12 protein-coding genes are annotated in these 14,280 nt (G+C 40.4%); 11 read left to right on the top strand and 1 reads right to left on the bottom strand.

Annotated features, from left to right (window positions below; genetic code table 11):
• Positions 1-4: 4 nt before the first annotated feature.
• Positions 5-1,207 carry a tRNA epoxyqueuosine(34) reductase QueG gene (gene queG / locus MTCD1_RS12135; RefSeq protein WP_057179394.1) on the bottom strand — a complete coding sequence of 401 codons (1,203 nt, stop codon included), beginning with the start codon at positions 1,205-1,207 and terminating at the stop codon, positions 5-7.
• A 60-nt stretch (positions 1,208-1,267) separates the two neighbouring features.
• Between queG and MTCD1_RS12130 the strand changes: the two genes are divergently transcribed.
• The 11 genes from MTCD1_RS12130 (at position 1,268) to MTCD1_RS12080 (ending at position 13,800) form a co-directional block, all read left to right on the top strand.
• On the top strand, positions 1,268-2,905 hold the full coding sequence (locus MTCD1_RS12130; protein WP_057179395.1) for a bifunctional ADP-dependent NAD(P)H-hydrate dehydratase/NAD(P)H-hydrate epimerase: 1,638 nt from the start codon (positions 1,268-1,270) through the stop codon (positions 2,903-2,905).
• 50 nt (positions 2,906-2,955) lie between these two features.
• The gene (gene tsaE / locus MTCD1_RS12125) at positions 2,956-3,444 is read left to right on the top strand and encodes a tRNA (adenosine(37)-N6)-threonylcarbamoyltransferase complex ATPase subunit type 1 TsaE (protein ID WP_057179396.1); all 489 of its coding nucleotides are present in this window, start codon (positions 2,956-2,958) and stop codon (positions 3,442-3,444) included.
• A gap of 19 nt (positions 3,445-3,463) precedes the next feature.
• Positions 3,464-4,798: an N-acetylmuramoyl-L-alanine amidase gene (locus MTCD1_RS12120; protein WP_057179397.1), complete on the top strand. Its 1,335-nt coding sequence runs from the start codon at positions 3,464-3,466 to the stop codon at positions 4,796-4,798.
• 5 nt (positions 4,799-4,803) lie between these two features.
• Entirely contained in the window at positions 4,804-6,777 is a 1,974-nt protein-coding gene (gene mutL / locus MTCD1_RS12115) for a DNA mismatch repair endonuclease MutL (RefSeq protein ID WP_057179398.1), read from the top strand.
• Positions 6,778-6,862: 85 nt separating this feature from the next.
• Positions 6,863-7,762, top strand: coding sequence for a tRNA (adenosine(37)-N6)-dimethylallyltransferase MiaA (gene miaA, locus MTCD1_RS12110; protein WP_057179419.1), 900 nt, complete (start codon positions 6,863-6,865; stop codon positions 7,760-7,762).
• 167 nt (positions 7,763-7,929) lie between these two features.
• Complete coding sequence (hfq, locus tag MTCD1_RS12105) at positions 7,930-8,181, top strand: RNA chaperone Hfq (protein ID WP_057179399.1); 252 nt, start codon at positions 7,930-7,932, stop codon at positions 8,179-8,181.
• Positions 8,182-8,235: 54 nt separating this feature from the next.
• Entirely contained in the window at positions 8,236-9,522 is a 1,287-nt protein-coding gene (hflX, locus tag MTCD1_RS12100; protein WP_057179400.1) for a ribosome rescue GTPase HflX, read from the top strand.
• Positions 9,523-9,585: 63 nt separating this feature from the next.
• Positions 9,586-10,734 (top strand): FtsH protease activity modulator HflK, encoded by a 1,149-nt coding sequence (gene hflK, locus MTCD1_RS12095; RefSeq protein ID WP_057179401.1) that lies wholly within the window; start codon positions 9,586-9,588, stop codon positions 10,732-10,734.
• A gap of 3 nt (positions 10,735-10,737) precedes the next feature.
• Positions 10,738-11,625, top strand: a complete 888-nt coding sequence (hflC, locus tag MTCD1_RS12090; RefSeq protein WP_057179402.1) for a protease modulator HflC — start codon at positions 10,738-10,740, stop codon at positions 11,623-11,625.
• A gap of 171 nt (positions 11,626-11,796) precedes the next feature.
• Positions 11,797-12,378, top strand: a complete 582-nt coding sequence (locus tag MTCD1_RS12085; protein ID WP_438819287.1) for a hypothetical protein — start codon at positions 11,797-11,799, stop codon at positions 12,376-12,378.
• A 126-nt stretch (positions 12,379-12,504) separates the two neighbouring features.
• A complete protein-coding gene (locus tag MTCD1_RS12080) occupies positions 12,505-13,800 on the top strand; it encodes an adenylosuccinate synthase (RefSeq protein WP_057179404.1) in 1,296 nt (431 codons plus the stop codon).
• Positions 13,801-14,280: the final 480 nt, after the last annotated feature.

Raw genomic sequence — 14,280 nt, 5'->3', positions numbered from 1 at the left:
AGCTCTAAGCATCTCTAGTTAGGCCTTTCTCGACAGAGCGGATCAAGCGTAGTGTTAATCTATGGTTTTTCTCTTGCTCAGCGGCAGTTTTCTCCGAGAGCATTTTTTTATTACTCTGCTGTGCTAGTGCCCAGTTAATATGTTCTACCACGAGTTCACTGGCCTCAGCGCATTTTTCAGTTAAGGCCTTAACAACTTCATCACTATAGGGGGCATTGCCTAATGCCACGGCAATATTACGTAGCCAACTTTGAAAGCCAATACGCCTAATAGGCGAGCCCTGTAAGGTGTTAAGAAAATACTCTTCTGTCCACGCGAATAACTCCAGCAAACTGATATCATCGAGATTATTTCTCGCTTGAAAGTCATCAATAAGGCTGAGTTTGGCGTATTTATTCCATGGACAAATTAATTGGCAATCATCACAACCATAAATACGATTACCCATTAATGGCCGCAACTCTTCGGGGATGGCGTCGGGTGATTCAATGGTAAAATAAGAAATACAGCGCCGTGCATCAACCGTATAGGGCGCTACTATGGCTTTAGTTGGGCAAATTTTAATGCAGGCGACACAGCTGCCGCAGTCATTAACCTTAGTTTGTGTTTCAATGGCTTTAATGGCGGCAGCGCTATATTCATTACTGCTAACGGGTAATGGAATATCAACAAATAATTCCCCCAGAAAAAACCAAGATCCCGCTTCTTTATTGATTAAGAGGGTATGTTTACCAGCCCAACCTAATCCGGCCTTTTCGGCTAAAGGCCTTTCCATTACTGGCGCAGAATCAACGAAGGGGCGGCAATTAAAGTCGCGGCAGTGCTCGGCTATTTTCTTGCCTAATTGCTGCAAGCGTTTGCGCATTAATTTATGATAATCGCGGCCAAGGGCATAGCGGCTAATATAGGCCTTGTTCTTATCTTTGAGTACGCTGGCAAACTTAGCATTTTGTGGCAGATAATCTAAGCGTACACTGATGACTCTAATGGTACCGGGCACTAGTTCCGCCGGTCGAGCACGCATTAAACCATGGCGGGCCATATAATCCATATTGCCGTGGTAGTTATTAGCCAACCAACGCTCTAGTACACTTTCATGAGCTGTTAGATCAATATCACTGATGCCTAAATCAGAAAAGCCTAGTTCTTTACCCCAGCACTTGATTTTTTCTGCTAATTCTTGATAGTTAATAAGAGACATTGTCATACAAATAAAGTCAGCTTTAGCTCGATTGTTGAACCATAGATTAAGGGTAAGATTATCACCATGAAATTACTGGTAAGTTTATCACAAAAGCCGCCCATGACGTCAGTGTATAGTGCTGAGCAAGTATTGAATCATGAAGCTAGAATTGCGCTTAGTCAAGACATAGCAAGCTATGATCTTATGAACAGTGCCGGTGCAGCCGTTTTTACCCAGCTATTGAAAAGCTGGCCGAAAGCCGAGCATATACTAGTACTGTGTGGTAAAGGCAATAATGGCGGCGATGGTTTTATTGTTGCGCAATTAGCCCACAAAAAAAATATAAAGCTCAGTGTTTTACTTAGCTGCGCTGTTAGTCAGCTAAAAGCAGATGCTCTGCTAGCTTATCAAGCAATGATTGCTGCAGGCGCTGTGCTACTTATTGATAAGGTGGAGGAACGTAATAACGCTAAGAGCTTAGCTTGCATCGATAGCTTTACCGGTGAGGTCATCGTTGATGCGTTATTTGGTATCGGTTTTACCGGTCAGCTTAAACCCAGTTTGCAACGGCTGGTATTGAGTATTAATCATCATACCGCCAAGGTCATTAGTATTGATCTACCTTCAGGACTTTGTGCCACCACAGGGCAAGTGCATGGGGCAAACCGAGATATTCAAGCCATTATTGCGGATGTTACCTTAACATTTATCGTTTATAAGCAAGGCTTGTTAACCGGAAAAGCAGCCAATTTTGTCGGTACGTTACTACTAGCCCCTCTAGCATTGAATAACGCCTTTACTAGGCGGGTGAAAACTAATCATTATTACAGTCAATATAAACAACCCTTGAACTTAGCCAAGCGCTTGCCTGCCAGCCATAAAGGCATTAGTGGCTTATTATTAGCCGTAGGCGGAGGGCTGGGAATGCCAGGGGCAATTCGCCTTGCCAGTGAAGCCGCTTTACGTTGTGGCGCGGGTTTAGTTGCCGTCAGTTGTCACGCAAGTAATCAAGCAATTATCATGTACGGCCGAGCTGAATTGATGTTAGCGCCAACAACCGCAGAGTTATTGGACAATTCAGCGCCACTGCATCAGGCGAAAACTTATCTTATTGGTCCAGGTCTAGGACATGATAATGAGGCAGAGCAACTATTTACATTACTCTGTGCAACGAGTCAGGCAACTAAGAAAAACATCATCCTCGATGCCGATGCTTTAATATGGCTAAGCAAGACTAAGTTAAGCAATACTAAGTTAAGTAATACTAAGTTAAGTAATACTAAGTTAAGTAAGATGAAACAACATTATCATCATTGGGTATTAACACCACACCCGAAAGAGGCTGCGGCTTTGTTACACTGTGACATTGCTAGCATAGAAGCCGATCGTTTTGCTGCGGTCAGTGCTATTGCCAAACAATATGGAGGTGTTTGTTTACTTAAAGGCGCGGGGTCATTAATCTCTGATGGTGAACAAATTGTTATCAATAACTCAGGTAATGCCGGTATGGCATCAGGTGGTATGGGTGATGTATTAAGTGGCATTATTAGTGCGTTAGTGCTGCAAAGTGATGATGTTTTTTCGGCAACATGTTTGGCAGCCTATATTCATGGCGCGGCAGCTGATATTATAGCCAATAATAATGGTCAACGTGGTTTGTTAGCCAGTGATTTATTTGTACCCTTACAGCACTTGCTTAATGGTAAAATACCCAGTCATTAACGTCACACTAGTTGTCGCAGCAATAGCCTTAATAAAGATAGAAAAGCAAAATGAAAGAATTAGAATATTTTTTAGCTGATGAAGCAGCTACCATTGCCATTGGTGCAGGGCTGGCGCAAGTACTTAAAAGTACAGCCGTTCAGCAAGCGTTAGTCGTTTACCTTAATGGTGATTTAGGTGCGGGTAAAACCACGCTGACTCGAGGCTTTGTCCGAGGTATGGGCCATCAAGGCAATGTAAAAAGCCCGACTTACACCTTAGTTGAACCTTATGAACTGGCAAACTGGCGAATATTCCATTTTGACTTGTATCGCCTTGCTGATCCGGAAGAATTAGAATATATGGGCATTCGGGATTATTTTAATGATGATTGCTGCTGTTTTATTGAATGGCCAGAAAAAGGCACAGGGCTATTGGCTAAAGCAGATATAATCATTAATATAGCTTACCAAGATGAACAAAGAATCATCAAGTTGCAAGCAGAGTCAACTCACGGCGAACAAGTGATGACGGCACTGGCAGATATTATAAAGTTATAAAACAGTTGGGGTTAATTGGATGTATCACAGAGTTCTTCTGGCGATAACAAAGTTACGGATATTTAGTTTACTAAGTGTTTTTTTATTATCGAGCCTATTTTCGGTAAGTAGCTTCGCCGCTAATAGCATTGATGGCATTCGTGTCTGGCCGGCACCAGAAAATACCCGTATTGTGTTTGATGTTAGACAAAAGCCGGAATACAAGTACTTTACTCTTACTAATCCACACCGTTTGGTTATCGACTTTAGCAATACCAAAAACACGGTAGCCTTAAAAAACCTTGCCGCTAATGATCCAAGGGTAAAGCTTTTCCGTTCCAGCATAAATAAAGGCAAAACCCGCCTGGTGTTAGAGCTGGCGCAATCGTATCAACTCACTGTTTTTCCTTTAGCGCCTGCAGGGCAATACGGTAATCGCTTAGTAATTGATCTTTATGATAAAAACCGTAGTAAAAAGAATATTTCCAAGCCAAAGCAAACTATTGGCGATATTATAATTGGTATAGATGCTGGCCATGGTGGTGAAGATCCCGGTTCAATCGGTGGTAAGGGCACTTATGAAAAACGAGTGACTTTAGCGATTGCTAAAAAATTACAAACACTCATTAACAAAGAAAAAGGCATGAAAGCGGTCATGATCCGCAGTGGCGATTATTACGTCAATATAAATCGCCGTACTAGTCTAGCTCGAGAAAAAAATGTCGATTTTTTTGTCTCAATTCATGCTGATGCCTTTCACACCCCAGGACCAAGTGGTGCCTCGGTCTGGGTAGTGACTAAGCGTAGGGCTGAGTCTGAGCTGGCAAAATGGTTATTAAATAGAGAGAAAAAGTCCGAGTTACTTGGTGGTGGCGGTGGGGTGATAAAAAACACCTCGGATAGTCACTTAGCGCTAGCCTTAGCCGATATGAGCAAAGAGCATTCTCTTGGCGTTAGCTTTGGTGTTGCCAATGAAGTTATTAAAGAATTGAAAAAAATCACCAAAATGCATAAGAAAACCCCACAAAATGGTAATTTTGGCGTATTAAAGTCTTCAGATATACCCTCGATTTTGGTCGAGACCGGTTTTATTTCTAATCATAATGAAGAAAAGAATTTAACCTGGTCTAAACACCAGCAACGCTTAGCCAAAGCCATTCATCGAGGTATCAAGAATCATTTTTTAGCGCACCCTTTAACCGGGTCTTATTTTGCTTCGGTTGGCTATAAAAAGCATAAAGTTCGCAGTGGCGAATCGCTATCGGTATTGGCTAAACGTTACAATATCACTATGAGTAAACTCAAAGCCATTAATAATTTAAAGTCTAATTCAATACGAATTGGTCAAACATTAAAAATCCCCCGTACTGGATAAATCTTATGACTATTGCAATATTACCAGCACGTTTGGCTAACCAAATTGCTGCCGGTGAAGTGGTTGAACGCCCGGCGTCGGTAATAAAAGAACTGATTGAAAATAGTTTAGATGCGGGTGCCACATCGATTCATATTGATGTTGATAAAGGCGGCATCAAAAAAATAAAAATTACTGATAATGGTCACGGCATAGTAAAAGAAGAATTAACCTTGGCGTTAAGTCGTCATGCAACCAGTAAAATAAAAAATTTAACTGACTTAGAAGCGATTGATAGCTTAGGTTTTCGTGGTGAAGCCTTAGCCAGTATTAGTTCAGTGGCACGATTAACCTTAACGTCAAAACCTAAAACTCAAGCAACTGCTTGGCAAGCCGTTGCCCAAGGGCGAGATATGTCGGTGCAGATAATGCCAGCGGCTCACCCCGACGGTACCAGCATTGAAGTACTCGACTTGTTTTTTAATACGCCCGCTAGGCGAAAGTTCTTACGGACAGAAAAAACTGAATTTAATCATATCGATGAAGTGGTACGTCGTATCGCACTCGCCAACTTCTCGGTCAGCTTCATGCTAACGCACAATGGTAAAACTGTGCGCCAATATCGTCTGGCAAGTACCCAAGCGCAATGTACTAAACGTGTTGCTATGGTCTGTGGGCCAAAATTTATTCAACATGCCGTTGAAATCGATTGCCCTCATGACAATATGAAGCTATCTGGCTGGTTAGCAAAGCCAAGTTTCTCACGCAGTCAAAACGATCTTTGTTATAGCTATGTCAATGGCCGGATGATGCGTGATAAGTTAATTAATCATGCGATACGCCAAGCGTATGCAGATTTATTACCGCCAGACACTTACCCAGCTTTTGTCTTGTTTTTACAACTTGATCACCGCGAAGTGGATGTCAATGTTCATCCCGCAAAACATGAAGTCCGCTTTCATCAAAGTCGCTATGTTCATGACTTTATTTATTCTGTTTGTCATAAAGCGTTGACGTCAGCGTTAGCCGGCGAAGAGTTATTTACTGCGCCTGAGAGTGATTTAGCGTTAGTGCCTGAGCAATCTTATGCCGCTGTTGGTAATAATGAAGCACAAGTCAGTCAGGCACCAGACACGAGTTCGCCGACAGTAAATTACTCACGGCCTGATTATGTTAGACCGTTACAGCAGGTAAATGATGTTAGTAACAGTCAATCGAGTTATGGCTACCGTGGTAATGCCCAGCAAGCACAGACTCAGAAAATCTCTCCAGAGGCAGTGGCTAATTATCAAGCATTGATGACACCTCATAGTGACGCTGCAAGTGAAGTCGCGCTTGCAGTTGACTCAAATAAAGATTTTACACTCGAGCATGAAGTAGCGACTCAGCAAGGCTGTTCAGAGCAGAGCATCTTGCTAAGCATACATAAACCGGGTTATGCACTGTATGAGGTAAAGAGTAAGGTCAGAGTTTTATCGCTGTTTAAATTAGCTAAAAGTACTTATAGCAAACTTGTTGCGCACAGCTGGCAGAAAAATAGTGAGCAAGAAGAGGGCGCTATTACAGGCTTGGTCAGTCAACCATTACTATTGCCTGTAATGGTCAGTCTTTCTGCGCAGCAATTAAAGCTGGCAGTAGCAGAGCAAGAGAAAATAGCGCAAGCGGGGGTTATTTTTGTTGACCAGGGTAAAAATAAAATACAAATAAGGCAATTCCCCGCGTTATTGCGTGAGCAAGATGTCAGTCATGCTTTTATCGTAATTCTTGATGAGCTTAGGCAAAAGCAGAATGGTAATAATGGTAATAATGGTAAGCAACTTGCTGAACAGGATTTTTATCATAGTATTGGTGTTGCCATGGTGTTAGCGCAATACGATGAAACACAAGCAGAAATTTTATTAAAACTGTCAAAAAAATTGTTTAATGAACAACTTAGTGAGCAATTGCTCTTGAATTCTATCCCCCTTGACCTTACATCTCATATTAAGCAGTTACTTTAGTTCCTTTAGATAATTTAGATAGAGTTCAGTATTCGTGTCAGTTGAAAACATCATAGCGTCAAATCAGCCACCTGTTATTTGTTTAATGGGACCAACAGCATCAGGGAAAACCGCCTTGGCTATGGCACTGCAAGAAGCGTTACCTTGCGATATCATCAGCGTTGACTCGGCGCTTATTTATCGAGATATGGATATAGGCACAGCTAAGCCAAGCAAGGCCGAATTAGCACAGTATCCACATCGACTTATTAACTTACGTGATGCCAGCGAAAGCTATTCGGCCGCCGATTTTTGTCGTGATGCCTTAGCTGAAATTGCTGAGATCAGAAGTAATAACCGCATTCCATTGTTGGTTGGCGGTACTATGATGTATTTCAAAAGCTTAATTGAAGGTATTTCCCCGTTACCTACGGCAAATGCTGAAATACGCCAAGCGATTGCCAGTGAGGCTTTGACAAAAGGCTGGCAGGCAATGCATGATCAGCTAGCAGAAATAGACCCTGTGTCAGCCTTACGGATTCATCCAAATGACCCGCAGCGCTTAACTAGAGCGCTTGAAGTGTATAGGATCGCGGGTAACACTTTGACACAATTGACGCAAAAAAAAGGTGCTAAGCTCAGCGGCAATGTTCTACAATTGGCCATCACTCCCCAAGAGCGGAGTACCTTACATGAACGAATTGCCCGGCGTTATCAACAAATGATTGCTATGGGTTTTGAACAAGAAGTAATTAGGTTAAAATCACGAGGTGATTTACACCAAGATTTACCCGCTATTCGCTGTGTTGGCTATCGGCAAATGTGGCAATACCTTGAGGGTGAAATTGACCATGATGAAATGATTTTTCGTGGTATTTGTGCAACCAGGCAATTAGCGAAAAGGCAATTAACCTGGTTACGAAATTGGCCTGATTTACACTGGCTAACCACAGATGATAGCAGCAACTTAACACAAGTTTTATCACTGCTTGAGACCAAGAAATAAAGCCTAAGTAAATATACAGCAATAGTTTAAAATTGATGTATAATTAATTTGTTAGCTATTTTATACAACGTTTTGTTGTGCTGTTTTCATAGTAAATTTTTCAGAAATATTGTTACTGTTTTTCAAGTTTACCAGTAACGTTTTAATAATAATAAAGGGACCATATAATGGCAAAAGGGCAGTCTTTGCAAGACCCATTCTTAAATGCATTACGTCGTGATCGCATTCCAGTTGCAATATATTTAGTTAACGGTATTAAGTTACAAGGACAAGTAGAATCGTTTGATCAGTTTGTTATTCTCCTTAAAAATACTGTTAGTCAGATGGTATATAAGCACGCTATATCTACCGTTGTACCTTCGCGCGCTGTTAATACAGCGCCAATACCTAGTTCGGATGATCAACCTTCAGATGCCTAAGGCTTTTGATGTTTTTTTGAGTACGATTAATTATGGTACTAGGATTTAACGCTATTGTTTGAACGTTATCAAGCGGGTGAGCAAGCCGTACTTGTTCATATAGACTTTCCAGATGAAAGCTGTAAAGAAGACCTAAACGAATTTAAAATGTTAGTGTCTTCTGCTGGAGTTCAAGCCTTAACCATTGTAACGGGTAAACGAAATACACCTGACTCTCGTTTTTTTGTCGGCTCAGGTAAAGCAGAAGAAATACGTGACGCAGTTCATTTAGTGGCTGCTAACGTCATTTTGTTTAATCATAGCTTAACGCCGTCTCAAGAAAAAAATATCGAAGCATTATGTGAATGTCGAGTTGTTGATCGTACTACCTTAATTCTGGATATTTTTGCCCAACGAGCCCGAACACATGAGGGTAAGTTACAAGTCGAATTAGCACAATTACGTCATATGAGTAGTCGTTTGATTCGAGGTTGGACTCATTTAGAGAGACAAAAAGGTGGTATCGGCCTTCGGGGCCCAGGTGAAACACAGCTAGAAACAGATAGACGTTTACTGCGCGAACGTATGGTTAATATTCGCAAACGTTTAGACAAAGTTGAAGTACAAAGACAGCAAGGGCGTAGAGCTAGAACTAGAGCCGAGTTACCGACTTTATCGCTAGTGGGCTATACCAATGCCGGTAAATCAACCTTGTTTAATACCTTAACTCAATCTGAAGTGTATGCTGCGGATAAACTTTTTTCTACTTTAGATCCAACGTTAAGAAAAATGGATTTACCAGGTATTGGTAGGGTTATTTTAGCCGACACCGTAGGTTTTATTCGCCACTTACCTCACGATTTAGTGGCGGCTTTTAAAGCAACACTGACCGAAACTCGTGAAGCCGAATTATTATTGCATGTGGTGGATATTTCAGATGACAGGCGTAGCGAAAATATCGAACAAGTAGAATATGTACTTAAGGAGATAGAAGCAAACGAAGTGCCTCAGTTGGTTATCTGTAATAAAATTGATAACTTAGATGATATTGAACCGCGAATTGATCGCGATGAGCAAGGGGTGCCTATTCGTGTTTGGCTGTCGGCACAAGCAAATATAGGCATTGAGCTATTATTTACCGCACTTGCGGAACGATTGGATATACAAGTAGTAAATCACCAACTGAATATCCCGCCAAGTGCAGGTAAATTACGTGGTGAGTTGTACAAGTTAAATTGCATTACCCATGAGACTTTTGATGAGCAAGGTTATTGTCACCTTGAAGTTAAAATGCCCTCGCGGGAATGGCAAAGGTTAATTGCGACTAAGTACAGTGAGTTAGTAGATTATATTGTACATTAGCTTAAATAATTTTAATTGTAGGGGCGATAAGTTTATTGTCGCCGATTATTAGTGGAGAACAGTATGGCTTGGAACGAACCGGGGAATAATGATAAAGACCCCTGGAAAAATAAAGGTGGCAAGAATCAAGGGCCACCAGATTTAGATGAACTTCTTAATGATCTTGGTAAAAAAGTTACCGGCATTTTTGGTGGTAAAACTACTAAAGGTGGCTCTGGTTTTGGCAAGAACTTTTCCCGCATAGGGCTAAGTATTCTTTTAATCGTAGCATCAATTGTTTATGCCTTTAGTGGTTTTTATACTATTAAAGAAGCAGAGAAAGGTATTGTACTTCGTTTTGGTCAGTACACAGGTACGGTTGAACCCGGTATTAACTGGAAGTGGACTTTTATTGACCGCATTATTCCTGTTGATATGCAAAGTACCCGTGATATGCCTTCATCTGGTTTTATGTTAACTAAAGATGAAAATGTTGTTCGCGTAGAAATGCAAATTCAATATCGTGTTGTTGATGCCCGCAACTATATTTTCAGTGTGACAAATGCCGAAGACAGCTTAAATCAATCACTTGATAGTGCCCTTCGTTATGTTATTGGTCATGCAGACATGGATGACATTTTAACCAGTGGTCGTGAAGATATTCGCCAAGCGGTATGGCAAGAGTTAGAAAAAATAATTGCACCTTATAACCTAGGTTTAATTATTGTTGATGTTAACTTTAAAGATGCTCGTCCACCCAATGAAGTGAAAGATGCTTTTGATGATGCGATCTCGGCCCAAGAAGATGAAGTTCGTTTCTTACGGGAAGCTGAAGCTTATGCTAGAGGCATTGAACCACGTGCACGTGGTCGTGTTAAGCGTATCGAGCAGGAAGCAATAGCCTACAAAACTCAAATCGTACTAGATGCACAAGGAGAGGTCGCTCGTTTCGAAAAAATCTTACCAGAATATCAAGCAGCACCTAGAGTAACACGTGAACGTTTATATATTGCTACTATGGAAAAAGTATATAGTAATACCAGTAAGGTTATGATTGATGTAGAGGGTAGTAATAATATGATGTACTTACCTTTAGATAAAATTATTCAGCAACAAAATACTAGTAATCGTAGTGGTAAAACTACTTATGCGCCGGTAAATGAGCTTAATATCAATACGTCACCTTTATCATCGTCAAACCGCTCTGATAGATTCAGCAATGGGAGAAACTAAACAATGAAAAATTTTTCCATTGCTATATTAGCGTTACTTGTCGTGTTAGGTTTATCGTCAGTTTTTGTAATTTACGAAGGCCAACGTGGCATAGTCTTCCAATTTTCAAAGATTAAACGTGATAGTGCTACCGATGAAATGATGATCTATAAGCCGGGCTTACACTTCAAAATTCCATTTATTGAAACAGTACGTAAATTAGATGCGCGTATTCAAACATTAGATGAACCTGCGGATCGTTTTGTAACCTCAGAGAAAAAAGATTTAATGGTTGATTCATTTATTAAATGGCGCATCGTTGATTTCTCTACTTATTACCTACGTACTGGTGGCTCTCTGGATAATGCTCGGGCATTACTTAAGCAGAAAGTTAATAACGGTTTACGGACTGAATTTGGTAATCGCACCATTAAAGAAATAGTTTCGGGTGATCGTGCTGCTATTATGAGCAAGGCACTTGAAAGTGCGGCAAGTAGCCGGGAAGACTTAGGCATTGAAGTCATAGACGTACGTATTAAAGCCATTAACTTACCGACAGAGATAAGTAATTCTATCTATGAACGTATGCGTGCTGAACGAAATGCTGTTGCTACAGAACATAGGTCACAAGGTCAAGAGCAAGCAGAAATTATTCGCGCTACTATTGATGCCAAAGTAACCATAATGTTAGCTGAAGCACAGAAATATTCATTTACTGTACGTGGTGAAGGTGATGCACTAGCCGCTAAAGTCTATGCCGATGCTTATACAAAAGATCCAGAATTTTATAGCTTCTATCGTAGTCTTGAGGCTTATGAAAAAAGCTTTAGCAGTAAAAATGATATCATGGTGGTCCAACCTGATAGCGAATTCTTTCGTTATTTAAAAGGTGGCAGTGCTATTCAAAAATAGCTGAATATTGCTCGCGCCTTGCTATTTATAGCAAGGCGAGCTATTACTCACCCTGAACATAAGCCAGCATAATTGCTGGCTTTTTTATATCTAGTGATGGGTAAATTGCAATAGCAGAGTTCCAGCAAGGGTAAATTTAATAAAGGGAATAATATGACAATAAAAAAATATATGATCGCGGCAATCGCATCGTTGCCATTGGCTGCCACCTTAATAGCGGCTGAAGCGCCATTGGTTTCAATAAAGAGCCAAGATGATTTTTTTAACCATATCAGTAAACATTGTGGTAAGTCCTATGAAGGTAAGGTCACGGTTGATAATGTTGCCGGTGGCAGTTTTGCTAATAAAAAATTAATCATGCACGTGCGCAAATGTACCGACAGTCAACTACAAATACCTTTTCATGTTGGCGATGATTCATCACGGACATGGATTATTACTAAAACCGGCTCAGGTTTGTCGTTAAAGCATGATCATCGAAAAAAAGATGGTAGCTTTGATAAATCAACTATGTATGGTGGCCATACCAACGATGCTGGTTGGGCCGAAATGCAATCTTTCCCAGCAGATCAGTATTCTAAGGAACTTTTTGTCGCGCAAGGCATACCACAATCAGTTGGTAATACTTGGCAAATGTATATTTACCCGGAGAAATTTACTTATCGTTTGATCCGTCAAGGTCGAGAATTTAGAGTGGATTTTGATTTAACTAAGCCAATTAGTACGCCAATTACCCCTTGGGGCTATGAATAATTTCGAGCTAACTTGTTAACTTCATAGGTTATTTTAAAAGCAGCACAAAAAGCTGCTTTTTTCTCTTGGACTACAAATAATTCTTTGGTAAAATCCTCGCCTAATTTACTTACGAAATAGTAAAACATGGGCAAAAATGTAGTTGTTCTCGGCACTCAATGGGGTGACGAAGGTAAAGGTAAGATCGTAGACTTACTCACTGATAAAGCTAAATATGTAGTTCGTTATCAAGGCGGTCACAATGCTGGCCATACTTTAGTGATTAACGGTGAAAAAACCGTGTTACATCTTATTCCATCGGGCATATTACGTGATAACGTAAAATGTCTAATTGGTAATGGTGTAGTTTTATGTCCTAAAGCTTTAATGACAGAAATTAGCATGTTAGAAGCCAAGGGCGTTCCAGTACGTGAACGTTTATTGATTAGTGACGCATGTCCACTAATCCTTCCTTACCATAACGCCTTAGATGCTGCACGTGAAATTGCGCGTGGTAATAAAGCCATTGGTACTACAGGTCGTGGTATTGGTCCTGCGTATGAAGATAAAGTTGCACGACGCGGTTTACGTGTTGGTGATTTGTTCTGCGCAGAAACATTTGCGGTTAAACTAAAAGAAATTGTTGAATATCATAATTTCTCATTGGTTAACTACTATAAAGTTGAACCAGTAAACTATGAAGAAGTATTAGCCGATGCGTTAGCTGTTGCCGATACCATTAAAAAGATGACAGCTGATATTTCAGAAATATTAGATCAAGCGCGTAAAGCGGGTGAGTCAATCATGTTTGAAGGTGCCCAAGGTACTTTACTTGATATCGACCATGGAACTTACCCTTACGTAACTTCTTCAAATACTACTGCCGGTGGTGTTGCCACGGGTTGTGGTTTCGGTCCTCGTCACTTAGATTACATTTTAGGTATAACCAAAGCTTACACTACTCGTGTTGGCTCAGGCCCATTCCCTACGGAATTGCATGATGAAATTGGTGACCACTTAGGTACTGTAGGTCGCGAGGTTGGTGCTACTACAGGTCGTGAGCGACGCTGTGGTTGGTTTGATGCGGTTGCCATGCACCGTGCCATCCAAGTAAATAGCGTAACAGGTTTTTGTTTAACTAAGCTAGATGTGCTTGACGGTTTAAAAACATTAAAAATCTGTATTGGCTATAAAACTGAAGCCGGTGATATTATCACTGTACCGCCTACGGCTGCTGAAGGATATGAGAAAATCACCCCGGTATACGAAGAACTACCAGGTTGGAGTGAAAGCACAGTGGGTGCAACATCAGTTGATGATTTACCGGAAAATGCCCTTGCTTATATCAAGCGTATTGAAGAAATTACCGGTATACCAGTAGATATCATCTCTACCGGTCCTGATCGTGTTGAAACGATTATTAAAGTGAATCCTTTTCATTAGGAAAACTTTACTCTCCCTTACCGAATAGAAGGTAAGGTCATCACTTAATAAAAAAGTCCAGCAAAAAGCTGGACTTTTTTTTGGAAATTTTTCCTGTCCGGTAAATTCAATTTAAGTGATCCGATGTCTAGATTAATTCATTATGACTTTCATAGTGCCCTATATAAGGCTTAGCGCTAGATAATGTATTTTAAAGGGGGTTAAGTCCATTTTAGCTTGGCTAAGTTAAGTTTGTTATTGAATACTTAATTAGAAATAGCCACTATTTATCAAAATGATATGAATTTAACCTATGATAGAGTCTTATTAGTTATAGCTTACATCGATGTTATATAGTAAAACGGACTTGTATTGAGCTAGCTAATTGCAATACCATATAAGTAAGTAAATGCCAGTGATACTGATATCGATAATAAAAAGAAAATATGGCTATACTTGCCTTAATAACAAAACTAACACTATTAATAACGCATAAGGAAC

The sequence above is a fragment of the Colwellia marinimaniae genome, from assembly GCF_002207865.1.
GTDB lineage: Bacteria > Pseudomonadota > Gammaproteobacteria > Enterobacterales > Alteromonadaceae > Colwellia > Colwellia marinimaniae.
The sequence above is the reverse complement of the archived record's forward strand: the minus strand, read 5'-3'. Positions and strand labels throughout refer to the sequence as shown.